Genomic DNA, 23,080 nt, shown 5'->3' on the forward strand with positions numbered 1-23,080 from the left:
AACGCCGTGAGGTAAGTGGTTATGAACCGGCCGATGATTCTTCTCCCCCTGCTGGGCTGCGTGGTCCTGAGTGGCTGCGTCACGCCTCCGCCGAAGCCGGACGATCCCTATTACGCGCCGGTGCTGCCGCGCACCCCGCTGCCGGCGGCGCAGACCAACGGTTCGATCTACCAGGCCGGCTTCGAAACCAACCTGTATGACGATCGCAAGGCCTACCGGGTCGGCGACATCATCACCATCAACCTCAGCGAGCGCACCCAGGCGAGCAAGAAGGCCGGTTCCAGCATGTCCAAGGACAGCAGCGCCAACCTCGGCCTGACCTCGCTGTTCGGCGGCGGCGTGTCCATCGACAACCCGAGCAGCAGCCTCAATCCACTCAAGGCCGAGAACCTCAGCCTGGATGTGGGCTACGAAGGTACTCGTGACACCGATGGCGAGAGCGAGGCCGACCAGAGCAACAGCCTGTCCGGCTCGATCACCGTGACCGTGGCCGAAGTGCTGCCCAACGGCATCCTCGCCGTGCGCGGCGAGAAGTGGCTGACCCTGAACACCGGCGACGAGCTGGTACGCATCGCCGGCATGATCCGCGCCGACGACATCGCCACCGACAACACCGTGTCCTCGACCCGTGTGGCCAATGCCCGCATCACCTATTCCGGCACCGGCGCCTTCGCCGACGCCAGCCAGCCGGGCTGGTTCGACCGGTTCTTCATGAACCCGTTGTTCCCGTTCTGACCAGGTACCGATCATGAAACGACTGCTTTCCGCCCTCTGCCTGCTGCTCGCCGCCACTGCCGTGCAGGCCGAGCGCCTGAAGGACCTGGCCAGCATCCAGGGCGTGCGGACCAACCAGCTGATCGGCTATGGCCTGGTGGTGGGCCTCAACGGTACCGGTGACCAGACCACCCAGACCCCGTTCACCCTGCAGACCTTCAACAACATGCTGGCCCAGTTCGGCATCAAGGTGCCGACCGGTGGTGGCAACGTGCAGCTGAAGAACGTCGCCGCCGTGTCCGTGCACGCCGAGCTGCCGCCCTTCGCCAAGCCTGGCCAGACCCTGGACGTGACCATCTCCTCGATCGGCAACTCGAAGAGCCTGCGCGGTGGCAGCCTGCTGATGACGCCGATGAAGGGTATCGACGGCAACGTCTACGCCATCGCCCAGGGCAACCTGGTGGTCGGCGGCTTCGACGCCACCGGCAGCGACGGCTCGAGCATCACCGTCAACGTACCGTCGGCCGGCCGCATTCCTGCCGGTGCCACCGTCGAACGCCCGGTGCCGAGCGGCTTCGACCAGGGCAATAGCCTGACCCTGAACCTCAATCGCTCGGACTTCACCACGGCGAAGAACATCGTCGACCAGATCAACGGCCTGCTCGGTCCGGGCGTGGCCCAGGCCATCGACGGTGGCTCGGTGCGCGTCAGCGCGCCGCTGGACCCGAACCAGCGCGTGGATTACCTGGCGGTGCTGGAGAACATCGAGATCGAGTCGGGCCAGGCGGCGGCCAAAGTCATCATCAACTCGCGCACCGGCACCATCGTCATCGGCCAGAACGTCAAGGTGCAGCCGGCTGCCGTGACCCATGGCAGCCTGACGGTGACGATCACCGAAGACCCCATCGTCAGCCAGCCCAACGCCCTGGCCGGTGGCCAGACTGCCGTGGTGCCGCGCTCCCAGGTGGACGCCGAGCAGGAAGCCAAGCCGATGTTCAAGTTCGGCCCGGGCACCACCCTGGACGAGATCGTGCGTGCGGTTAACCAGGTGGGCGCCGCACCTTCCGACCTGATGGCCATCCTCGAGGCGCTGAAACAAGCCGGCGCCTTGCAGGCCGACCTGATCGTGATCTGACGGAGGCGACCATGGACTCCAGAATCGCAGCCGGCCTCGACAGCGGCGCCTACACCGACCTGAACCGGCTCAACCAGTTCAAGGTCGGCGGCGATAGCGACAGCAACATCAAGAAGGTCGCCCAGGAATTCGAATCGCTGTTCCTCAACGAAATGATGAAGTCCATGCGCAAGGCGAACGAAGTGTTCGGCGAAGGCAACTTCATGAACAGCAACGAGAGCAAGACCTACCAGGACATGCACGACCAGCAGCTGGCCGTGACCCTGTCGACGAGCAATGGCGGCATCGGCCTGGCCTCGGTGCTGGAACGTCAGCTCAGCCAGATGAAGAGCGGGCCGAAGCGGGTCAACCCGTTCGCCCAGGTCGAGGCGCCGAATGCCACGGCGCGCGCTGGCGCGTTCAAGCCGGCGGGCGAGGGCGGTGTTGCCTCCCGCGACGACTCGCAGCTGCTCAATCAGCGTCGCCTGAGCCTGCCGAGCAAGCTCACCGATCGCCTGCTGGCCGGCATAGTGCCGGCCGCCGGTGAAGCGCAGCCGCTTGCCGGCAGCGACTGGGTACCGGCGCAAGCCACGGCGGTGGCGGGCGACAAGCCGCTGAGCCTGGACGACAGCGACGCCATCAGTGGTCGCCGCGTGGCCCAACCGCCGCTGGCCAAGGGCAAGTCGGCCTTCGCCTCTGCCGCCGAATTCATCGAGACCATGCTGCCGATGGCCGAGGAGGCCGCGCAGAAGATCGGCGTCGATGCCCGCTACCTAGTGGCCCAGGCCGCCCTGGAAACCGGCTGGGGCAAGTCGATCATCCGCCAGGCCGACGGCTCCAGCAGCCACAACCTGTTCGGCATCAAGGCCCACGGCGGCTGGGAAGGCGATTCGGCGCGGGTGCTGACCACCGAATACAAGGGCGGCGAGGCGGTGAAGGAGTCGGCGTCGTTCCGCGCCTACGACTCTTACCAGCAGAGCTTCAACGACTACGTGAGCTTCCTGCAGGGCAATGGCCGCTACCAGGAGGCCCTGGCCGTGACCGACAAACCGGAACGCTTCGTGCGTGAGCTGCAGGAGGCCGGTTACGCCACCGACCCGCAGTACGCCCGCAAGATCGCGCAGATCGCCCGGCAGATGCAGACCTATCAGGCTGTAGCCGCCGTCGACAGCCCGACCACAAGGACCTGAGAGCTAGATCATGGCTGACCTACTGAGCATTGGCCTGTCGGGCCTGTCGGCGAACAAGACGTCGCTGGCAGTCACCGGTCACAACATCACCAACGTCAACACGCCCGGCTTCTCGCGGCAGGACACGGTGCAGGCCACGCGCATCCCGCAATTCAGCGGGGCCGGCTACATAGGTTCGGGCACCACCCTGGTGGATGTGCGGCGCATCTACAACGAATTCCTGACTACCCAAGTGCGGACCAGCACGGCGCTGAACAGCGACGTGTCCGCCTATCTGGACCAGATCAACCAGCTCGATTCGCTGCTGGCCGGGAGTACCACCGGTGTCACCCCCGGTCTGCAGAAGCTGTTCGCCTCGCTGCAGACTGCGGCGGAAGACCCCGCCAATATCCCGGCACGACAGCTGGTGCTGTCCGAGGCCGAGGGCCTGGCCAAGCGCTTCAACACCATCTACGACCGTCTCTACGAGCAGAACGCCTTCATCAACAAGCAGCTCGAGGCGGTGACCGACCAGGTCAACCAGCTGGCCACCTCCATCGCCGGCTACAACAACGCCATCGCCGTGGCTGCAGCCAACGGCCAGGCGCCCAACGATCTGCTGGATGCCCGCGAAGAGGCGGTGCGCAAGCTCTCCGAGTTCATCGGCGTGACCGTGGTGCCGCAGGACGACAACAGCTACAACCTGTTCATCGGTTCCGGGCAGCCGCTGGTGGTCGGCGCCACCGCCGCGCGCCTGGAAGTGGTACCTGGGCAGTCCGACCCGCTACGCGCGGAGATCCAGTTCGTCAGCGGCAACTCGCGCCAGGGCATCACCTCGCTGATCACCGGCGGCGAGATGGGCGGGCTGATTCGCTACCGCGAGGACGTGCTGGACGAGTCGCTGAACGCCGTGGGGCGCCTGGCTCTTTCGATTGCCGATCAGGTCAACAGCCAGCTCGGCCAGGGCCTGGATCTCAAGGGCAATTTCGGCGAGCCGCTGTTCCGCGCGATCAACGATCCGCTGCTGATCGGCCAGCGCAGCATCGCCCGAGTCGGTAACAGCGACCCCACGGCCAACCTCAACGTGCTGATCGAGGACACCACGGCGCTGACCACCAGTGACTACGAGGTCGAGTTCACCAGCGCCACCGAGTACACGGTGCGCCGGATCTCCGATGGGCAGATGGTGTCGGCGTTGTATGACAACGATGGCGATCCGGATACCCCGCTGGTAGCTGCGCCTTCGCCCTACGACATCACTAGTGCTACACCGCTGGTGTTCGAGGGGTTCTCGATGAATGTCGCGGCAGGCACCTTTGCCGCCGGCGACCGCTTCCGCGTGATGCCGACCCGTACGGCCGGTGACGATATTCGTGCCGATCTGAAGAATGCGGCGGAGCTGGCTTTCGCCTCGCCGCTCAAGGCAGAAACCAGCCCGGGCAATATCGGTACCGGCGTGATCACCCAACCGAGCCTGATCACCAAGATCGACATCTATGACCCGGTGGCTCAGGCCGCACTGGAAAACAGCCTGCGCACAACGCCGCCGCTGCGCATCGTGTTTACCTCGACCACCGGTTACGACGTGGTGGATACCACGGGCGCCGTGCTGAGCAGCAACACCATTGTGCCGGGGCAGAACAACACCCAGCAGATCACCGCTGGCACGCCACCCAACGACTTCACCTTCGAATTCACCATCAGCGGCCGGCCCAGTACCGGCGACAACTTCACCGTCGCCTTCAATACCAACGGTGTGTCGGATAACCGCAACGCCTTGAAACTGGCCGATCTGCAGAACAAGGCGACGATCGGTATCGACCCGAACTTCCCTGGTACCACCGGCACGAGTTTTACTGACTCCTACGGTGATCTGGTGGAGCGGGTCGGTACCCTGACCAGCCAGGCGCGGGTGGATGGCGAAGCGACCGGGGCCATCCTCAAGCAGGCCACCGACAACCGCGATTCGGTGTCAGCAGTGAACCTCGACGAAGAGGCGGCCAAGCTCATCCAGTTCGAACAGTACTACCAGGCGTCGGCGCAGATCATTCAAGTCGCGCGTAGTCTGTTCGATACCCTGATCAACACCTTCTAAGGCGGATAGCCATCATGGTCATGCGCATCTCCTCCATCCAGGCCTTCAACAACGGTGTGAACGGCATTGGGCGCAACTATTCCGACGTGATCCGCACCCAGGAGCAGATCAGCAGCGGCAAGCGCATCCTGACCCCGGCGGACGATCCGGTGGCGTCGGTGCGCCTGCTGCAATTGGAGCAGCAGCAGGCGCTGCTGACCCAGTACAAGGACAATCTGACGGCGGCGAAGAACAGCCTGACCCAGGAAGAGACCACGCTGAACTCGACGGTTACGGTGCTGCAGCGTATCCGCGAGCTGGCGGTGCAGGCAGGTGGCGGTGCGCTGTCGGCGGAGGACCGCAAGTCCATTGCCAAGGAGCTCGGAGAGCGCGAAAGCGAGCTACTCAACCTGATGAATAGCCGCAATGCCCGCGGCGAGTATCTGTTCGCTGGCTTCCTGGGCAAGACCGAGCCGTTTCTGCGTAACCCCGATGGCACCTACTCCTACTTCGGTGATGAAGGGCAGCGCAGCCTGCAGGTGGCCAGTTCCACCACCGTGGCGATCAACGACAATGGCAAGCGTCTGTTCGAGGATGTGATCAACGCTGATCGAGTGCTGGAAACGGGCGGGATCAACAATCCCGCCTTGGCCGGTCAGGTACCGCCGCTGCCGGCGACCACCATTCCGCCAGTGCCGGCCGCGGATCAGCGGGTCTTCATGTCGCAGGGGCTGGTAGAAAATCAGGATACGTTCAACGCCAATTTTCGTGCGGGTGAGCCGTACTCGCTGGCATTCGTCAGCGGCAACGAATTTCGCATCTATGACAGTGCCGGCACCGACGTGACCTCTGAGGTTCCTGGAGGCGGGCAGATTGATCCGCTGGCCAATGGTGGCAACGTCATCAACTTCCGCGGCATGCGCTTCCAGCTGGATGTGGTCTTGCAGCCGGGCGACAACGAGCAGGATCTAGACAACCTGTTGGCTGATACCGCTACCCCAGGCACCCCTGGCATCGGTACCCACAGTTTCACTCTGCAGTCAGCGCCGACCGAATTTGCTGTGACTCGCTCTTCGACTAACGCCTCTACGGCGGTGGTCGCCGGCGGCACGATCAGCAATCAGGCGACCTTCAACGCACAGTTCCCTACTTCCGGTGTCGTGCTGCGCTTTACCAACGCGACCGATTTCGACGTCTACGCCCAGCCGGTGGGCCCTAGCAGCACGCCTATTGCCACGGGCACGGCGCCGGGGCCATATCCGTCCACGTTCAGTGTATTCGGCGCCGATTTCACGCTCAGTGGGGCAGCAGCGGCTGGCGATGAGTTCGGCGTCAAACCGCAGTTTCAGGAGCAGCGCAGCATTCTCAACACGATCTCCCAGTTGAGGCAGTCGTTGGAATCCTCTCCTACCTCTGCGGCAGGAAATCTTGCGATACGCGACGAAGTATCTATTGCCCTGAAGAATCTCGATAACGGCATCGGTCAGGTGCTGGAGGTGCAGACCGAAATCGGCGCGCGACTCAATCTGATCGATACCACCGAGGTCGATAACGAGGATGTGACCTTGGTCAACAAGGCTGTTCAGGCCGATCTAAGTGAGCTGGACTATGCCGAGGCACTGTCGCGCCTCTCGTTCCAGACGGTCATTCTCGAAGCCGCACAGCAAAGCTACGTCAAAATCGCCGGACTCAATTTGTTCAACCAGCTGCGTTAAGGTATCCGAACAAAATCCCTAGCAGCTGATCAGGAAACTGGGAATGAACATTTGTGTATTCGGCGCGGGCTACGTGGGACTGGTCCAAGCGGCCGTGCTCGCGAACGTGGGGCACAATGTGCTGTGCATCGAGAGCGATGCCGCCAAGCGCGAAATGCTGGAGAACGGCAAGGTGCCGATCTACGAGCCAGGATTGGAGGGGCTCGTTCGAAGCAATGTGGCGGAAGGGCGGCTGCGCTTCTCGGGCGACCTCGCGGATGCGGTCAAGCATGCCCGCATCCAGTTCATCGCGGTGGGTACGCCTTCCGATGCCAGTGGGCATGCCGATCTCACCTATGTGAACGCAGTGGCCAGAGGAATTGCCCAGGCGACCGAAACCGATCAACTGATCATCAACAAATCCACCGCTCCTGTGGGAACGGCGGATGCTATCCATGCACTGATGCTAGAGACTCTGGCGGCGCGCGGGCGCTCCGAGCTGGCGGTCGATGTGGTAGCCAATCCCGAATTCCTCAAGCAAGGCGCGGCTGTCAGCGATTGCCAGCGGCCGGACAGGATCATCGTCGGTTCGAGCGAGGTGAGCAGCATCGAGGTACTGCAGGAGCTCTACGCGCCGTTCAACCGCAACCGGGAAAGGATGATAGTCATGGATCGGCGCAGCGCCGAGCTGACCAAGTACGCGGCTAATGCCTTCCTCGCCACCAAGATCTCCTTTATGAACGAGATGGCCAACCTGGCGGAGCTGTTCGCTGCTGACATCGAGATGGTGCGCAAGGGCATCGGTGCCGATCCGCGCATCGGCTACGACTTCATCTACCCCGGCTGCGGTTATGGCGGCGCGTGTTTCCCCAAGGACGTACGCGCCCTGAAATCTTCGGCCTCCGAGGTCGGTTATGAGCCTGCCATCCTGCACGCGGTGGAGTCGGTCAACGAATCTCAGAAGCTTAAGCTCGGCAGTAATATTCTCGACTGCTATGGCGGCGATCTGCGCGGCCGTGTCTTCGCCCTTTGGGGCTTGGCGTTCAAAGCCAACACCGGCGATATGCGTGAGGCCCCCAGTCGCACTCTCCTGGAGGGTTTGTGGCAGGCGGGTGCGCGGGTACGCGCCTTCGATCCCGAGGCCATGCCAGAGTGCCTTCGACTGTACGGAGAGCGACCGGACCTGGAACTGGTGGGTAGCAAGGAAGAGGCGTTGGCCGGAGCCGACGCGCTCGTGGTCGTCACCGACTGGCAGAGCTTCAAGGCTCCGGATTTCGATTTTATTCGGCGCACACTGAGGGGCGCCTGCGTCTTCGACGGACGTAACCTCTACGACCCTCAGGTAATGCGCCGCTACGGCCTGCGTTACTACTCCATCGGCCGCCTCCCGGTTTAATCTCCTCCGTCATAAGCAGGCCTCGCATGCGTGGCCTGCTTATTGCTATACCTGTTGTACAGAGAACAACACGTCGACTAATTGACGGTTCAGGTATCCGCGTCGAGGGAGCAGCGATGAAGGCGGTCATTCTTGCCGGCGGGCTTGGCACACGCATCAGCGAGGAGTCTCATCTGAGACCCAAGCCGATGATCGAGATCGGTGGCAAGCCGATTCTCTGGCACATCATGAAGATCTACTCCCACCACGGAATTCAGGACTTCGTCATCTGCCTCGGCTACAAGGGCTACGTGATCAAGGAGTACTTCGCCAACTACTTCCTGCACATGTCCGACGTCACCTTCGATATGTCGAAGAATTCCATGGAAGTCCACCAGCGCTACGTCGAACCCTGGCGAGTTACCCTGGTCAACACTGGAGAGGACACCCTGACAGGCGGTCGTTTGCGCCGGGTCCGCGAGCATCTGGGCGACGAACCGTTCTGCTTTACCTACGGCGATGGTGTGGCGGACATCGACATCCGTGCGCTTATCGACTTCCACAAGGCGCACGGCAAACCGGCCACGGTCACCGCCATCCAGCCGCCCGGGCGCTACGGAGCGCTCGGCATGCATGGCGATCTGGTTGACGCCTTTCAGGAAAAGCCAGCGGGTGATGGCTCATGGATCAACGGTGGCTTTTTCGTTCTCAACCCTTCTGTCATCGACTACATCGAGGGCGATCAATGTAGCTGGGAAGGAGAGCCGCTGATGCGCCTGGCTGAGGAGGACAATCTGATGGCGTTTCGTCACCGGGGCTTCTGGCAGGCGATGGATACGCTGCGCGACAAGAATCAGCTGAATGATCTCTGGGTTGGCGGCAAGGCGCCCTGGAAACTCTGGCAATGAACCAGTTCGCGGCATGCTATCGCGGGCGCAGGGTATTGCTGACCGGGCATACCGGCTTCAAAGGTAGCTGGCTGGCAGCCTGGCTGACCGAGCTTGGTGCCGACGTTGTCGGTTTCTCCCTGCCGCGTGAGCTGGATGGTGACGCTCCGCACTGGGATGCGCTGGCGTTGCCGATGACTGACCTGCGCGGCGACATCCGTGATGCCGCCCTACTGCAGCGGGTAGTAGCCGAGTACCGTCCTGAGATTGTTTTCCATCTGGCAGCCCAGTCGTTGGTGCGGCCTTCCTATCGAGCGCCGCTGGATGCATGGTCAAGCAATGTCCTCGGCACGGCCAACGTCCTCGAGGCTTGCCGTCTCGCCGACGGCGTCGTGGCGATGGTGGTGGTGACGACCGACAAGGTCTATGCCAACCGCGAGTGGCCCTGGGGTTACCGGGAAAGCGACGAACTCGCCGGCCACGATCCCTACAGTGCTTCCAAAGCGGCCACCGAGCTGTTGTGCGATAGCTATCGCAAATCCTTCTGGCACCATGCTGGGCCGTTGCTCGCCACCGCGCGTGCGGGCAATGTGATTGGCGGCGGTGACTGGGCCGAGGACCGCCTGATTCCCGACCTGGTCCGAGCGGTGCAGACAGGGCAGACGCTGCAGATCCGCTCGCCATCGTCCACGCGCCCTTGGCAGCATGTGCTGGAGTGCCTGTCCGGCTACCTTTTGCTGGGCCAGCGCTTGCTCGAGGGGGATCGTGCCTGCGCCGAGGCGTGGAACTTCGGCCCTGCGCCGGAAGCCAATCGCCGCGTTGCCGATATTCTCGATGCGCTGCAGGCCCACTGGCCGGCCCTGAGTTGGCAGGCCACTGCCGGAGATGGTCTGCACGAAGCCCGGCTGCTTTACCTAGACAGCGCCAAGGCCCGCCTCGGGTTGCACTGGACCCCGGTCTGGCCATTGTCGACTGCCTTGGAAATGACCGCCGACTGGTATCGGCGCTGCCACGAAGACGGAGAAATACCTACCCGCGATCAACTCGCCCGGTTTGCCGAGGCGGCGCAGACTGCGGGGTGCGTATGGGCCTGACCCTGGTCGCCACTGCGATCGACGGCCTGCTGCGCGTCGAAGGCGACGCCCACCATGACGAGCGGGGCGCCTTCGCGCGTCTTTTTTGCGCCCAGGAGCTCGAGTCGTTGCTCGGCCCGCGACGCATCGTGCAGATCAACCAGTCCCACACTTGCCAGGTCGGCGCGGTGCGCGGCCTGCATTTCCAACGCTACCCCCATGCCGAGATGAAGCTCGTTCGCTGCATCCGTGGCGAGGTTTGGGACGTGGTGGTGGATCTGCGCCGCGGCTCGCCCACCTTCCTGCGCTGGCATGCTGAGCGCCTGAGTGCAGCCAACCGATTCATGCTGGTGATTCCCGAGGGCTGTGCCCATGGTTTCCAGGTGCTGGAGGCGAACAGCGAGATGCTTTACCTGCATACCGAGTTCTACCGTCCCGACGCGGAGGGTGGGGTGCGTCATGACGACCCCGCGCTTGCCATCGATTGGCCGCTTCCTGTGCGGGACCTGTCGGCGCGCGACCGCCAGCATTCACTTATCACCCCGGACTTCGTTGGGCTGGCACCATGAACTGTCGTCACTGTGACGTTGCGCTACGGCATTCCTTCCTCGACCTCGGTCACGCGCCGCCGTCGAACGCCTACCTAACCGAGGCCGACCTGGCGAGGCCGGAGCGCTATTACCCGCTGCGCCTTTGGGTCTGCGAGCATTGCTGGCTGGTACAGACCGATGACTATACCGAGGCCGGTGAACTGTTCGCGGCCGACTATGCCTATTTCTCGTCCACCTCCAGCGGCTGGCTGGCACACGCGCGCGACTATGCCGTGCGTATGCGTTCGATGTTGGCATTACAGGCGGACAGTCTGGTGATCGAGGTGGCGGCTAACGACGGCTACCTGTTGCGCAACTTTGTCGCAGCTGGAGTTCCGTGCCTGGGCATCGAGCCCACCGCCAGCACGGCCGACGCCGCCGAGCGACTGGGTATTCCGGTTCTGCGTGAGTTTTTCGGTGAGGCGCTTGGCGTTCAGTTGGCGAAGGAGGGCCAGCAGGCCGATCTGCTGATCGGTAACAACGTGTTCGCCCACGTGCCGGATATCAACGACTTTTCCCGCGGGCTCAAGGCCCTGCTCAAGCCCGGCGGTACGCTCACCCTCGAGTTTCCGCACCTGCTGCGCCTGATTGAGCTGGTGCAGTTCGATACCGTCTACCACGAGCATTTTTCCTATCTGTCCTTGTACAGCGTCCAGCGCATCCTCTCCGCTGCTGGTCTGCGCATCCATGATGTTGAGGAGTTGGCCACCCACGGCGGCAGCCTGCGTATTTTTGCCTGCCATGAAGATGATCCGCGTAGCCAGGCGGCGTCGGTGGAGGCCGTTCTGCAGGCGGAGGCCCGGGCCGGCCTGCGCGACTTGACGACTTATCGTGGCTTCCAGGCCCGAGCGGATCGGGTCAAGGATGACCTGCTCAGCTTCCTGCTGGAGCAGAAGCGAGCTGGTCGGCGGGTAGCCGCTTATGGTGCCGCCGCCAAGGGCAATACCATCCTCAACTACGCCGGGGTCCGGCCTGATCTGTTGCCCTGGGTGTTCGATGCCGCGCCATCGAAGCAGGGGAAATATTTGCCGGGCAGCCATATCCCGATCCGTTCGCCAGAAAATCTGGACGAGATACGTCCCGACCTGCTGTTGATCCTGCCCTGGAACATCGCTGAGGAAGTGATGGCGCAGAACGACAGGATTCGCCAATGGGGCGGCCGTTTCGTCATCGCTGTGCCGGAGTTGGAAGTCGTATGAGCTCGCGCATCCACTACACCAAACCCTCCATCACCGAGCTCGAGGTCGAGTATGTGACCGATGCTGCGCGCAATGGTTGGGGCGAGAACTGCTATGCCTATATCCAGCGCTTCGAGGCATCGTTCAAGGCTCACCTGGGAGCACGCCACGCGATTGCGACATCCAGCGCCACCGGTGCGCTGCACATGGGCCTGGCAGGTCTCGGGGTTGGGCCGGGTGACGAGGTAATCCTTGGTGACATCAACTGGATTGCCTCGGCGGCACCAGTGACATACCTGGGCGCCAAGCCGGTTTTCGTCGATGTACTGGCAGATAGCTGGTGCCTCGACCCTGAACGCGTTGAGGCGGCGATCACTCCGGCGACCAAGGCGATCATTGCTGTGCACCTGTACGGCAATCTCTGCGACATGGACGCGTTGCTGGCCATCGGTCGTCGCCATGGTATTCCCGTCGTAGAGGATGCCGCAGAGGCCGTCGGCTCCGTTTACCGTGGCCGACGTGCCGGTACCCTGGGCGCGTTCGGTGCTTTTTCCTTCCATGGCACCAAGACGCTTACGACTGGCGAGGGCGGCATGTTCGTGACCCAGGACGACGCCCTGTTCAACAAGGTGTTGGCCATGAGCAACCATGGTCGCGTCGCGGGCAACCCCAAGCAGTTCTGGCCCGAGCTGCTGGGCTTCAAATACAAGATGTCGAACCTGCAGGCGGCATTGGGTTGCGCCCAGACCGAGCGTATCGACGAGTTGATCGCAGCCAAGCGGGCTGTCTTCCAGGCCTATCGGGAGCGTCTCCAAGACCTTCCGCTGCGTATGAATCCGCAACCGGCAGACACCGTCAACGGCTATTGGATGCCGACGCTGGTGGCCGATGAGGGCGTTGCCTTCGATCGCGAGGCTCTACTGCAGGCATTCCAGGCGGACCAGGTGGACGCGCGAGTATTCTTCTGGCCGCTCAGCCAATTGCCCATGTTCGAGTCCCGCCCAGAGAACAGCGTGGCCTATGGACTGTATCAGCGAGCCATCAATCTTCCCAGCTATCACGACCTGGACGAGGCGAGCATAGAGCGCGTCGTAGGCCACGTGCGCAACGCGTTCGCCATCTCCTGAGGATCGCCCATGGACCAATCCAACCCACATAACTACCTAGACGGCGAGAAGCGGTACTTCAGTGAAATCGGCGACTATTTCGCGCAAAGCACCGGCAGCTTCAGCGAGAAGGCGCACGCCGTTGCGCGCTTCATGCCTCGCCAGTCGTTCAGCTACATGCTGGCGCGTATCGAAGTCTACAAACGCATCCTGCCGCTGCATGGTTCTGTGCTGGATTTTGGTATCCATCGCGGTGCGTCGTTCTTCACCTGGCTTCAGCTCAACGCCATCTACGAGCCCTACAATCACAATCGCAAGTTCATCGGCTTCGACTCGTTCAGTGGTTTCTCGGCCCTTGGCGACGAGGACGCCGGAGGCGAGGCCATCGCCCTGAAGAAGCAGGGCGGCATGGAGTTTCCGGATGGCTTGGCGGAGATCCAGCGGGGTATCGAATTGCACGACCTCAACCGTCCGCTGGGGCATGTGCGCAATGCTCTGGTGGTCCAGGACGAGGCGGGAGCGGGGCTCGCCCGGTACCTTCAGGAGCATCCTGAAACCATCGTGGCCATGGCCAATTTCGGCCTGGGCCTCTACCAGCCGACACTGGAGTTGCTGACCCTGCTCAAGCCTCGTCTGCAGAAAGGCAGCGTGCTGGTGTTCGAGGAGCTCAACCAGGCCAACTGGCCGGGCGAAACCAAGGCGCTGTATGAAGCCTTCGCGCCCAACGAAATCTGTTTGCAGCGTGACCCGATCTGCCCGCACCTCAGCTACATGGTCTACGGAGGCTAATCATGCCCAGTGCCGTTATAGTTGGAGCTTCCATAGGCGGCCTGGTGGCTGCTGCCCAGCTCAGGGAAGCGGGCTGGGACGTTACCTTGCTGGAAAAGGGCCAGTCGGTAGGTGGCCTGTACGCGACCGTTGATACCCCCTTCGGTACCTGCGAGTTGGGTATGCACGTGCTCTATGTGAGTGCTGAGCAACAGGCATTGCTGACCGCGATGTTTGGTTCTGAGGTGTTCATCGAGAAACGAGGCGTGCAAGTGGATATCGGCGCTTCGTTCAACGCAGGCGCGCTAAACCCGAACAGCATCTACCCCGATGTGCGCCATCTGCCAGAGCTTCCGTTGATTCGTGAACAGGTCCTGCAGCGAAGCGAGCACGACGTTCAGGTCAGCGCTGCCGAGGAATCCCGAGCACGCTTTGGCGCCGTGGCGGCGGAGCAGGTGATAGCCCCGATACTTGAGAAGCTTTGGAAACAACCTGCGCAGACCCTGACCTCCTGCGCGTTGCACTGCTTCTTCGACCTAAGGCGGATCATTCTGGCGGACAAACCGCAAGCCGATGCCCTGAAACAGGAGCCTCGACTGGATGCGGTGATCGGCAATCCCGAGCAGACCCATCCGGCTGGTGAGGTATACGGCGGGCGTAGAGCCTTGTTCTTTACTGCCGCGGCGCATGGCCTTTCCGACCGGGCTGTCAGTTATTTGCGCGGGCTGGGCATCTGCGTCGAGCTGGGTTGCGACGTGCGCCTGGACGACGACATGCTGGTACGTGACGGTAAGCCTCTAAGCGCTGAGTTTGACGCCTGTATCATCGCCAGCCCGCTGGCCGCCCTGGCGCCCGAAGTGGCGCAGCAGCTGGACAGTGTCGAGCTGTCGATCTTCTACTTCCAGATCGAGCCGCTGGAGCTGCCGGCCTACTATGTGCTGTGCCATGACAGTGGGCTCGCAGCGAGTCGTATCGTCAATTATCGAGCCTATAACTTCGACCAGGCGCCTCACCTGGACCGTGTGCTCGCGGTCGAGGTGTTACACGAGATCGGCCAGCCGCCGCCTGTAGAACGCCTTGTCGCGGAACTGCAGCAGGTCCTGCCCGGTGTCCGCGTGCTCGACAGTCATGGCTTGTCGCGCCGACTGCGGGTGGCCGTGCCGAGCCTGGCCAATGCGGCCAGGCTGGATGATTTGGCCCAGCGGGTAAGCGAGCGCTCGGGTTTCGCTCTGCTCCACTTCACCGGAATGCGCACTGACAAGGGCTTGTTCTTCTCTCATCAAACCGTTGGAGCCGCCTATGCAGCCGCACTGGACTGTTCGCGAAGGCTGCCTTGAAATCGCCTCGATGCCGTTCTACTGGCGGCTGAGTGACGGAAAACATGCCGTACCAGGCATCGAACCGCGCATGCCGATGCGGCTACAGGTCAATGCCGAGTTCGACTATCTGGAGCTGGCGCTGACTTTCAGTGAACAAGCCTGCCTGGATTTGGCCTACCAGCAGGATGCCAATATCGGTTTCATCAACCCCGAGTCGGGGCAGATCGATACCTATGGGGCAAGCGTGAATACCTTTTTCCTGGACGCGGTGAACGCCGTGCAGCCGGCGCGAATTTTCGAGATCGGTTGCGGCGCAGGCTTCAGTATCGAGTTCATGCGTCGGCATGGCTGGCAAGTCACCGGCATAGATCCGTCCGAATACTCGTTGCGCTGGAGCGAGCGCCTGGGTTTTCCGCTGATCAACCAGTTCTTCGACGCGGATGCGCTCGGCCTGGACGCCGACTTCGTGTTCTGCAACGACGTTTTCGAACATGTCGGCGCAGTAGTCGAGTTCTCCCGCCAGGTCTGCAAGGCACTGGTCCCAGGAGGGACTTTTGCGTTCGCCACGACCAACTCGACGCAGGCAATTCAGTTCGGCGACATTTCGATGCTCGAGCACCAGCATGTGAACATGTTCACCGAAGGCTCGATCATTCGAATCCTGCGGGCTGCCGGCTTCGGCGAAGTACGGGTTGGCCGGGGTTCCTATGGCAATACCTTCCATGTTGTTGCACGCAAGGGTGGCAGTTCGTTACCCGCCGAGAGTGGGCAGGGCGACTGTGACGGCTATTTCGAGCGCGCGCAGCGCAGGATCGAGGCCTTCACGCGGCTGCATGCCCAGCTGCATGGGGCCTGTGGCTACTACGTGCCGCTGCGTTGCATCCCCTATCTGGCCGCGGTAGGTGACTACGGCGATCACGATCTCTTCGACTCCAACACCAGCTGGCATGGCAAGTACATTGATGGCTACCAGCGGCCGATTCGCTCGCCACAGGACATCGCTCCGGGAGATGGTCGTGCGATCTTCATCGGCTCGAACACCTTCTATGAGGAAATCCGCAAGAGCCTGATGGCCCGCGGCGTTCCGGCCGGGCTCATTCATGGCATCAGTACCCTGGGGGAGGTGTAGCGATGCCGGCAGCCCCCCGTGTCGTCATTTCCCAGTCGATGTTGTTCCCCTGGGTCGGCCTGCTGGAGCAGGTGCGCCTGGCTGATATCTTCGTGCACTACGACGATGTGCAGTTTTCCAAGGGCGGTTTCGTCAACCGCGTGCAGCTCAAGACTCCTGAAGGCATGCGCTGGATGACGGTACCGCTGGAGTCGCTGCACCTGGGCCAACGCATCGACGAAGTTCGTATCGCTCCGCCGGAGCGTTGGCGCGATGCTCACATGATGCTGCTGCGGCGCAGCTTCTCCGGTGCGCCCTTCGCTGCGGATGCTCTGGAACTGGCCGAGGAGGTCTATCTCAGTGAGCATGCTCATATCGGTGCGCTGGCGCGTGCCTCCCTGCTCGCGCTGGTGCGCTACTTTGGCCTCGATGCCGGCACGCGCTTCGTCGATGTGACCGAATTGGCTATCCCGGGCAGCAGCAGCGAGCGCGTCCTCGCCGTGGTGCGTAGCCTGGGGGGCGATGTCTACATTACCGGTCACGGTGCATCGCGCTACCTCGACCATCCTGGCTTCGAGCGCCAGGGTGTCAACGTCGAGTATGTGAATTACCGGCGCCTGCCTTACCCGCAGGCACATGGCGCCTTCACCCCCTATGTATCGGGCCTGGACCTGGTCGCCAATTGCGGCCGGGACGGCGTGCGTTACATTGCATCCGACACCCTTAGCTGGAGAGATTTCCTAAATGAGCGCGACTGACTCGTTCGATGCTGACATGCGCACGCAGATCGAAGGCCTCAAGGCCGACCGCGACGTCCAGGCGCTGTCGCGCATCTGGCTGCGAGAGACCTCTCCACACCGGTACGTTTACAACTTCAAGTGGATGGGGCGGCCGATCATCCAGTTTCCTCAGGACATGATGGCCATGCAGGAAATCGTCTGGGCAACCCGCCCGGATCTGATCATCGAGACCGGCGTCGCCCATGGCGGCTCCGTTCTTTACTACGCCTCGCTGCTGGAGCTGATGGGGCATGGAGAGGTGATCGGCATCGATATCGATATTCGTGCCCATAACCGCAAGGCCATTGAGGAGCATCCGATGAGCCGGCGCCTGCGCCTGATCGAAGGCTCCTCGATTGCCCCCGACATAATCGCGCAGGTGCAGGCGCTGGCTAAAGGCAAGCGGGCGATCGTCGTGCTCGACTCCAACCACACCCACGATCATGTTCTGGCCGAACTGCGTGCCTATGCGCCGCTGGTGTGCGAAGGCGGGTACTGCGTGGTGATGGACACGGTGCTGGAGGACATGCCGGCTTCGCTGGTGGCCGAGGACCGGCCCTGGAGCGTTGGCAACAGCCCCAAGACCGCAGTACACCAGTATCTGAAAGAAACAACGGACTTCGTGATCGACAAGGATCTCGAGGCGAAACTGCTTATCACCGTGGCACCGGACGGCTATCTGCGTCGTGTGCAGGGTGCGCAGGCCTGATCGGATATCGCCAGTTCCTGGCCCTGGTTCTACGGGCGGCCCGCCGCCCAACGCAATGACACGGTGCATGCATGCAGAAGATAGAAAGTCAGATCGTGATCGGCGTGCCGATCTACAACGAAGGCGCCTACATCCTGGAGACGCTGCGCTCGCTTGCCGCGCAGACCCATGGAGAGTTCAAGGTGCTGGTGGCGGACAACGCATCGACCGACGCTACCGAGCAGGTCTGCCGGACGTTCTGCGCCACGGACAAACGTTTCACCTACGTGCGCCACGCTTCCAACCTGGGAGCCCTGGAGAATTTCCGTTACTGCCTGGAGAACAGCGATTCCGAGTTCTTCATGTGGCTGGGTGGCCATGACCAGGTGGTGCCGGAATTCCTGGCGGAAACGCTGGCCCGGATGCAGGCAGACGACAGCGTCAGCCTGGTGTATGGCCATACCAGCTACATCGACGAGCTCGGCCGGCCCCTCGCACAGACCAACGGCGGCAATTACATCTTCGACGAGCCACTGCAGGCCCACGAGCGCTATCTCAAGCTATTGCGAGCGCTGTATCGCTGCGAGCCGGTCAATCAGCTGATCCGCCGCTCCTGTATCGATTTCTCGTTCCGCCCGGTCATCAGTGCCGATCTGGCGTTCCTTTGCCATCTGGCCGGTCATGGTCCATTCGCTCGGGTAGAAAAGCCCCTCTACGTGCGCCGCGAAATCAGCAAGCGCGACAGCACGCCCATGGAGCGGCTGACTGGGCAGAAGAGTGAGGCGAAACACCACGAACTGGCCGCGCTTTTCGTCGACAGCATTGTTACCCATCCCGCCATCGACCCAGCGCGCAAGCCGCAGTTGATCAGCCAGGTTCTGGAATGGATGGATCAGCGCTTCAAGGTCTTCAGTGCACCCTCTGCGATGCCGGCGGTGTCTGCCAGCGCACCTTCAGCGGCAAGTGGAACGGCGCCGTTCTTCAGCGTCGTCATGCCCATGTACAACCGCGAGCGCTATGTAAAGGAGGCAATCGACTCCGTACTGACGCAGAGCGATGCCGATTTCGAGCTGATCGTGGTCGACGACGGCTCCACCGACCGCTCGTTGGAAATCGTGGAAAGAATCGATGATCCCCGGCTGCGGCTGTTGCGTAACCAGCACGGTGGCGGTGCGGCGGCGCGTAATACCGGTATCAAGGCGGCGCGTGGCGAATTCATCGTCTGGATCGACAGCGATGACAAGCAGGCGCGGGGCGCCCTGGCTGCGCTGCGCAAGAGCATCGCCAGTGTCGATGCCGATATCTTCTATGGCGACCTGGAAATCTTCGACGAGGAGCAGAGCAGCAAGCAGGTGCTGCATACCCACTATCCAGACTACCTGGGGCGGGACGTGCTACCCCTGCTGATCCAGGGCAACTGCCTGCCCAATCCCGGCACGGCGGTGCGCCGCGACCTGTACGTACGCCATGGCGGCTACGACACGACCTTCACCCGCTGTCACGACTACCAAATCTGGACCCGGCTAGCCGACACCGCACGCTTCAAGAAGGTGGACGCGATTCTCTGCCACTGGCGGCAGCATGGTGAGAGTCTCTCCAGCGCCAAGACGCGCGCCTTCGAGGCCAAGGTGATCTTGGATGCCTTTGCCCGTTATCCGGTCAGCCGCCTGTTCCCTGACCTGGCCGACGACATCCGCGGTCAGGCTGAGGCCTGCCAGCGCGTATCCGGCGTCCTGCAACAGCTGCAGGAGTATTCGCCTGCCTTGCGTCTGGCCTACAAGGCTCGCGCTCTCGGTCATACGGGGGGGGGGCTGGCCGAGCTGGAAAAGCTGGCCGGGGCAGGCTACGAGCCCGCTTTTTCCATCATCCTCACCACCTACAACCGGCCCGATCTGCTGCGCGACGCACTCAGCAGCGTCGGTCGACAGACCCTGCAAGATTTCGAAGTCATTCTGATCAACGACAATGGCGAGCCGGTCGAACATCTGTTGGCTGATTATGACTTCCCCATCAGCTACATCCGCCAGGGCCGCAATCGAGGCCTGTCCGCTGCGCGCAACGCCGGCCTGAAGCAGGCCAGGGGGCGCTATGTGGTCTATCTAGACGATGACGACATCTACCTGCCCAACCACCTGGCGGTACTCGCCGAAGCGTTCGAGCAGCATCCGCAGAGCGTGGTGTACACCGGCGTGGAATACGTCAGCGAGCGCCTGGAGGGAGGGCGACGTGTCGAGCTTGGCCGCAACCAGCCTTTCCAGCACGAGGTGTTTGATCGGGACCGTCTGTTCGCGCAGAACTACATACCGGTGAACACCTGGGCACACCCGCGTGAAATGCTCGTGGAGGTTGGTGAATTCGACACCGAACTGGCGGCGTTCGAAGACTGGGACATGCTGCTGCGCCTGGCTACTCGCTACCCCTTCGTGCATGTGCCGACGGTCACCACGGAGGTGCACACGCGCGAGGTGGGGGCGGGCGCCGACCACATGCTGGGGCGCGAGCGGAAGAATTTTCCTGCCCTGTATAAAGAGCTGTACAGGCGTTATTCCGGCTCCTCCAGCGAGGGCCTGCAACACGAGCGCCGGCAGATGTTGGCGCGTCTGGGGGAAAGACCCAGCAAATCCAGCCTCGAACGTTGGTTGGCGGAGCGCCTGCCCACCGAAACGGAAAATCGCTTAATCAGTGAATATCTGCAGGCACATGGCGGCGGCCCTCTGATAGGTGTGGTGGTGCTTGATCTCGACGGACAGTCAGACAAGCTGATGGCGACTCTGAAGAGCCTGAGTGGTGATCGCTGCATCTACTCCACACTCAAGATAATCGTGCTGACACCGAGCACGACCCCCACTACTTCAGCAGCAGACAAATTGCACTTCATCCGCCTAGCTGGCGACGATTTGGCAGTGCAGATCAACCGAGCGGTCGAGGAGGCCGATTTCGAGTGGTTTATGCTGGCCCAAGCTGGCGATGAGTTCACGCCGAGCGGTCTGATGATTGCCGGCCTGGAATTGCTGGCCAGCCCAGAGTGCCGGGCTGTATATGGAGATCAGCTGCAGCGTCTGCCGGACGGCAGCTTGGGGGGTGCCTTCCTGCCTGGCTTCAATCTCGATCTCCTCCTCAGTTTCCCTCTGGTAGCGGCCCGCTACTGGCTGTTCCGCAGGGATCTGTTTATCAGCATGGGCGGTTTCGATGCGCAATTTGCCGAGGCCTTGGAGTTCGAGCTGATTACACGGTTGATCGAACAGGACGGGCTGGTGGGGCTGGGCCATATCGACGAGCCTCTGCTGATTACCGCGGCGCCGGCGCTGCGCGACAACCCCGACGAGCGCCGTGTGATCGAGCGCCACCTGGCAAATCGGGGCTACCAGGCCAGGGTACTTCCCGGCCTGCCTGCGCGTTACCGAGTGGACTATGGCCACTCGACCAGCACGCTGGTGTCTGTGCTGATTGCCGCCGATGTGCCACTGGCACGCCTGCAACGTTGCCTGGATAGCCTGCTGGAGAAGACCAACTATCCACATTACGAAATCCTGCTGGTCGACTGTTCTGCAGACGCTGAAACACAGGCTTGGCTGCAGGCTGTCGCCGCTCTGGGCGACACCAAGCTGCGAGTGGTGAACTGTGCTGCGCCCGCGCAAGCGCTGAATGCTGCCGCGGCGGCTGCACAAGGTGAGTATCTGCTGCTGCTTTCCGGCGAGTCAGCGGTGATGCAGGAGAACTGGCTGGGCGAGCTGCTCAACCATGCTCAGCGCCCGGAAGTTGGCATAGTCGGTGCGAAGCTGCTGACGGCCGATGGGCGTATCGACCAAGCGGGGCTCCTGCTAGGCCTGGGTGGGCCGGCCTCTGCGGCGTTTGCCGGTGAACCGTTGAGTGCTGCAGGTTATATGCAGCGCTTGCAGGTCGACCAGGACTACAGCGCGGTCGGCGAGGCATGCCTGATGGTGCGTGCCGAAGTGTTCCGCCAGCTCGGTGGTCTCGATACCGATATGGGTGTCTACCGCGATGTCGATCTCTGTCTGCGGATGCGCGATGCCGGCTATCTGACCGTCTGGGCCGCACATGCTGCAGTACTGCATGAAGGGCAGCCTCGGCAGGCTAGTGTCGATGAGCAGGATAAGGTCTATCAGCGCCACTTGCCTGCGCTGGCTCGTGATCCGGCCTACAACCGTAACCTCGCACTCAGTGGTCGCGGATTCGATCTCGAGAGCGACACCGGTCTGACCTGGCGGCCCCTGACCTGGCGCCCCTTGCCGGTGGTTCTGGCGCACCCGGCGGACCCCTGGGGATGCGGCAACTATCGGATGATCAAGCCGTTCTCCGCGCTCAAGGAGGCCGGACTGGTCGACGGCATGATGTCCATGGGGCTGCTGCAGGTGCCGGATCTGGAGCGCTTCGATCCGGATGTGATCGTGCTGCAACGACAGATCGGCGATGAGCGTCTCGAGGCGATGCGGCGTATTCGGGAGTTCTCGCGCGCCTTCACGGTGTATGAACTCGACGATTATCTGCCCAATCTGCCGCTGAAGAGCGCACACCGCTCGCAGATGCCCAGGGATATCCTCAAGTCGCTGCGCCGCGGCCTGGATCTGGTGGATCGTTTCGTGGTGTCTACCGCACCTCTGGCCGAGGCCTTTGCAGGCCTGCATGGCGACATCCGGGTAGTGAAGAACTACCTCCCGACGCATTGGTGGGGGGATCTACAGGGGCTGCGTCGCCAAGGGCGCAAGGCGCGGGTCGGCTGGGCCGGCGGCGTCGGCCACACCGGAGATCTGGAAATGATCGCCGATGTGGTGAAGGAGTTGGCGGGTGAGGTGGAGTGGGTCTTCTTCGGCATGTGCCCGGAGAAGCTGCGCCCGTTTGTTCATGAAATCCATCAGGGCGTCGATATAGACCAGTATCCGAAAGCGTTGGCGGCACTGAATCTCGATCTGGCGCTGGCGCCCGTCGAACAGAACCTGTTCAACGACTGCAAGAGCAATCTACGGTTGCTCGAGTATGGCGCCTGCGGGTTCCCGGTGGTATGCAGCGAAGTGCGCTGCTATCAGGACGATAATCTGCCCGTTACCCGAGTGAAAAATCGCTTCAAGGATTGGGTCGACGCCATCCGCATGCATATAAACGATCTGGATGCGGCGGCTCGTGCGGGTGATCAGTTGCGGGAGGCAGTCCATCGCGACTGGATGCTCAGCGGCGAAAACTTGCTTCGTTGGCGTAAAGGCTGGACACCGGACTAAGGCCTTTACACGCAAAATCCCGGCAGTCAATCGGATATTGGCTGCCGGGATTCCGTCAGAGCTGTAAATTTTGCTGCTTTTCTTGATTAAGTGATTGATAGAAAAGCAAAAAAAAAATCAATAAAAAAGCAATAAATCTCTCTAAAGCTCCTCCCTCCAGCGCCGATACAAAGTACGAATGCGAACTCTCTGGGCGTCTGAGCATGCAGG

17 protein-coding genes are annotated in these 23,080 nt (G+C 62.1%); all 17 read left to right on the forward strand.

What is annotated here, in order from left to right:
* The first annotated feature begins 21 nt into the window (after window positions 1-21).
* Window positions 22-735, forward strand: coding sequence for a flagellar basal body L-ring protein FlgH (gene flgH / locus FFS62_RS10765; RefSeq protein WP_137972813.1), 714 nt, complete (start codon window positions 22-24; stop codon window positions 733-735).
* A 13-nt stretch (window positions 736-748) separates the two neighbouring features.
* Complete coding sequence (locus FFS62_RS10770; RefSeq protein WP_137972814.1) at window positions 749-1,849, forward strand: flagellar basal body P-ring protein FlgI; 1,101 nt, start codon at window positions 749-751, stop codon at window positions 1,847-1,849.
* Between the two features lie 11 nt (window positions 1,850-1,860).
* Window positions 1,861-3,018: a flagellar assembly peptidoglycan hydrolase FlgJ gene (gene flgJ / locus FFS62_RS10775; protein ID WP_137972815.1), complete on the forward strand. Its 1,158-nt coding sequence runs from the start codon at window positions 1,861-1,863 to the stop codon at window positions 3,016-3,018.
* Window positions 3,019-3,028: 10 nt separating this feature from the next.
* Window positions 3,029-5,092 (forward strand): flagellar hook-associated protein FlgK, encoded by a 2,064-nt coding sequence (flgK, locus tag FFS62_RS10780; RefSeq protein WP_137972816.1) that lies wholly within the window; start codon window positions 3,029-3,031, stop codon window positions 5,090-5,092.
* A gap of 14 nt (window positions 5,093-5,106) precedes the next feature.
* Entirely contained in the window at window positions 5,107-6,786 is a 1,680-nt protein-coding gene (locus FFS62_RS10785) for a flagellar hook-associated protein 3 (RefSeq protein ID WP_137972817.1), read from the forward strand.
* A gap of 43 nt (window positions 6,787-6,829) precedes the next feature.
* A complete protein-coding gene (locus tag FFS62_RS10790; RefSeq protein WP_137972818.1) occupies window positions 6,830-8,161 on the forward strand; it encodes a UDP-glucose/GDP-mannose dehydrogenase family protein in 1,332 nt (443 codons plus the stop codon).
* A 116-nt stretch (window positions 8,162-8,277) separates the two neighbouring features.
* A complete protein-coding gene (gene rfbF / locus FFS62_RS10795; protein WP_137972819.1) occupies window positions 8,278-9,048 on the forward strand; it encodes a glucose-1-phosphate cytidylyltransferase in 771 nt (256 codons plus the stop codon).
* Window positions 9,045-10,121 (forward strand): CDP-glucose 4,6-dehydratase, encoded by a 1,077-nt coding sequence (gene rfbG, locus FFS62_RS10800; protein WP_137972820.1) that lies wholly within the window; start codon window positions 9,045-9,047, stop codon window positions 10,119-10,121. The genes rfbF and rfbG overlap by 4 nt, the downstream gene beginning before the upstream one ends.
* Window positions 10,112-10,669 carry a dTDP-4-dehydrorhamnose 3,5-epimerase gene (gene rfbC, locus FFS62_RS10805; RefSeq protein WP_137972821.1) on the forward strand — a complete coding sequence of 186 codons (558 nt, stop codon included), beginning with the start codon at window positions 10,112-10,114 and terminating at the stop codon, window positions 10,667-10,669. The genes rfbG and rfbC overlap by 10 nt, the downstream gene beginning before the upstream one ends.
* Window positions 10,666-11,889, forward strand: a complete 1,224-nt coding sequence (locus FFS62_RS10810) for a class I SAM-dependent methyltransferase (RefSeq protein ID WP_137972822.1) — start codon at window positions 10,666-10,668, stop codon at window positions 11,887-11,889. The genes rfbC and FFS62_RS10810 overlap by 4 nt, the downstream gene beginning before the upstream one ends.
* On the forward strand, window positions 11,886-12,995 hold the full coding sequence (locus FFS62_RS10815) for a DegT/DnrJ/EryC1/StrS aminotransferase family protein (protein WP_137972823.1): 1,110 nt from the start codon (window positions 11,886-11,888) through the stop codon (window positions 12,993-12,995). The genes FFS62_RS10810 and FFS62_RS10815 overlap by 4 nt, the downstream gene beginning before the upstream one ends.
* Window positions 12,996-13,004: 9 nt before the next feature.
* Window positions 13,005-13,763, forward strand: coding sequence for a class I SAM-dependent methyltransferase (locus FFS62_RS10820; RefSeq protein ID WP_137972824.1), 759 nt, complete (start codon window positions 13,005-13,007; stop codon window positions 13,761-13,763).
* A 2-nt stretch (window positions 13,764-13,765) separates the two neighbouring features.
* Window positions 13,766-15,079 carry an NAD(P)-binding protein gene (locus FFS62_RS10825; RefSeq protein WP_137972825.1) on the forward strand — a complete coding sequence of 438 codons (1,314 nt, stop codon included), beginning with the start codon at window positions 13,766-13,768 and terminating at the stop codon, window positions 15,077-15,079.
* On the forward strand, window positions 15,042-16,190 hold the full coding sequence (locus tag FFS62_RS10830) for a bifunctional 2-polyprenyl-6-hydroxyphenol methylase/3-demethylubiquinol 3-O-methyltransferase UbiG (RefSeq protein WP_137972826.1): 1,149 nt from the start codon (window positions 15,042-15,044) through the stop codon (window positions 16,188-16,190). The genes FFS62_RS10825 and FFS62_RS10830 overlap by 38 nt, the downstream gene beginning before the upstream one ends.
* 2 nt (window positions 16,191-16,192) lie before the next feature.
* Entirely contained in the window at window positions 16,193-16,927 is a 735-nt protein-coding gene (locus FFS62_RS10835) for a WbqC family protein (RefSeq protein ID WP_137972827.1), read from the forward strand.
* The gene (locus FFS62_RS10840) at window positions 16,914-17,657 is read left to right on the forward strand and encodes a cephalosporin hydroxylase family protein (protein ID WP_137972828.1); all 744 of its coding nucleotides are present in this window, start codon (window positions 16,914-16,916) and stop codon (window positions 17,655-17,657) included. The genes FFS62_RS10835 and FFS62_RS10840 overlap by 14 nt, the downstream gene beginning before the upstream one ends.
* Before the next feature lie 71 nt (window positions 17,658-17,728).
* Window positions 17,729-22,870 (forward strand): glycosyltransferase, encoded by a 5,142-nt coding sequence (locus FFS62_RS10845; RefSeq protein ID WP_137972829.1) that lies wholly within the window; start codon window positions 17,729-17,731, stop codon window positions 22,868-22,870.
* The last annotated feature ends 210 nt before the right edge of the window (window positions 22,871-23,080 follow it).

The sequence above is a fragment of the Pseudomonas sp. F(2018) genome, assembly GCF_005508865.1.
Classification (GTDB): Bacteria; Pseudomonadota; Gammaproteobacteria; order Pseudomonadales; family Pseudomonadaceae; genus Aquipseudomonas.

Coding starts and splice junctions, on each gene's coding strand:
- flgH (WP_137972813.1), top strand. CDS start 22: ATGAACCGGCCGATGATTCTTCTCCCCCTGCTGGGCTGCGTGGTCCTG.
- FFS62_RS10770 (WP_137972814.1), top strand. CDS start 749: ATGAAACGACTGCTTTCCGCCCTCTGCCTGCTGCTCGCCGCCACTGCC.
- flgJ (WP_137972815.1), top strand. CDS start 1,861: ATGGACTCCAGAATCGCAGCCGGCCTCGACAGCGGCGCCTACACCGAC.
- flgK (WP_137972816.1), top strand. CDS start 3,029: ATGGCTGACCTACTGAGCATTGGCCTGTCGGGCCTGTCGGCGAACAAG.
- FFS62_RS10785 (WP_137972817.1), top strand. CDS start 5,107: ATGGTCATGCGCATCTCCTCCATCCAGGCCTTCAACAACGGTGTGAAC.
- FFS62_RS10790 (WP_137972818.1), top strand. CDS start 6,830: ATGAACATTTGTGTATTCGGCGCGGGCTACGTGGGACTGGTCCAAGCG.
- rfbF (WP_137972819.1), top strand. CDS start 8,278: ATGAAGGCGGTCATTCTTGCCGGCGGGCTTGGCACACGCATCAGCGAG.
- rfbG (WP_137972820.1), top strand. CDS start 9,045: ATGAACCAGTTCGCGGCATGCTATCGCGGGCGCAGGGTATTGCTGACC.
- rfbC (WP_137972821.1), top strand. CDS start 10,112: ATGGGCCTGACCCTGGTCGCCACTGCGATCGACGGCCTGCTGCGCGTC.
- FFS62_RS10810 (WP_137972822.1), top strand. CDS start 10,666: ATGAACTGTCGTCACTGTGACGTTGCGCTACGGCATTCCTTCCTCGAC.
- FFS62_RS10815 (WP_137972823.1), top strand. CDS start 11,886: ATGAGCTCGCGCATCCACTACACCAAACCCTCCATCACCGAGCTCGAG.
- FFS62_RS10820 (WP_137972824.1), top strand. CDS start 13,005: ATGGACCAATCCAACCCACATAACTACCTAGACGGCGAGAAGCGGTAC.
- FFS62_RS10825 (WP_137972825.1), top strand. CDS start 13,766: ATGCCCAGTGCCGTTATAGTTGGAGCTTCCATAGGCGGCCTGGTGGCT.
- FFS62_RS10830 (WP_137972826.1), top strand. CDS start 15,042: ATGCAGCCGCACTGGACTGTTCGCGAAGGCTGCCTTGAAATCGCCTCG.
- FFS62_RS10835 (WP_137972827.1), top strand. CDS start 16,193: ATGCCGGCAGCCCCCCGTGTCGTCATTTCCCAGTCGATGTTGTTCCCC.
- FFS62_RS10840 (WP_137972828.1), top strand. CDS start 16,914: ATGAGCGCGACTGACTCGTTCGATGCTGACATGCGCACGCAGATCGAA.
- FFS62_RS10845 (WP_137972829.1), top strand. CDS start 17,729: ATGCAGAAGATAGAAAGTCAGATCGTGATCGGCGTGCCGATCTACAAC.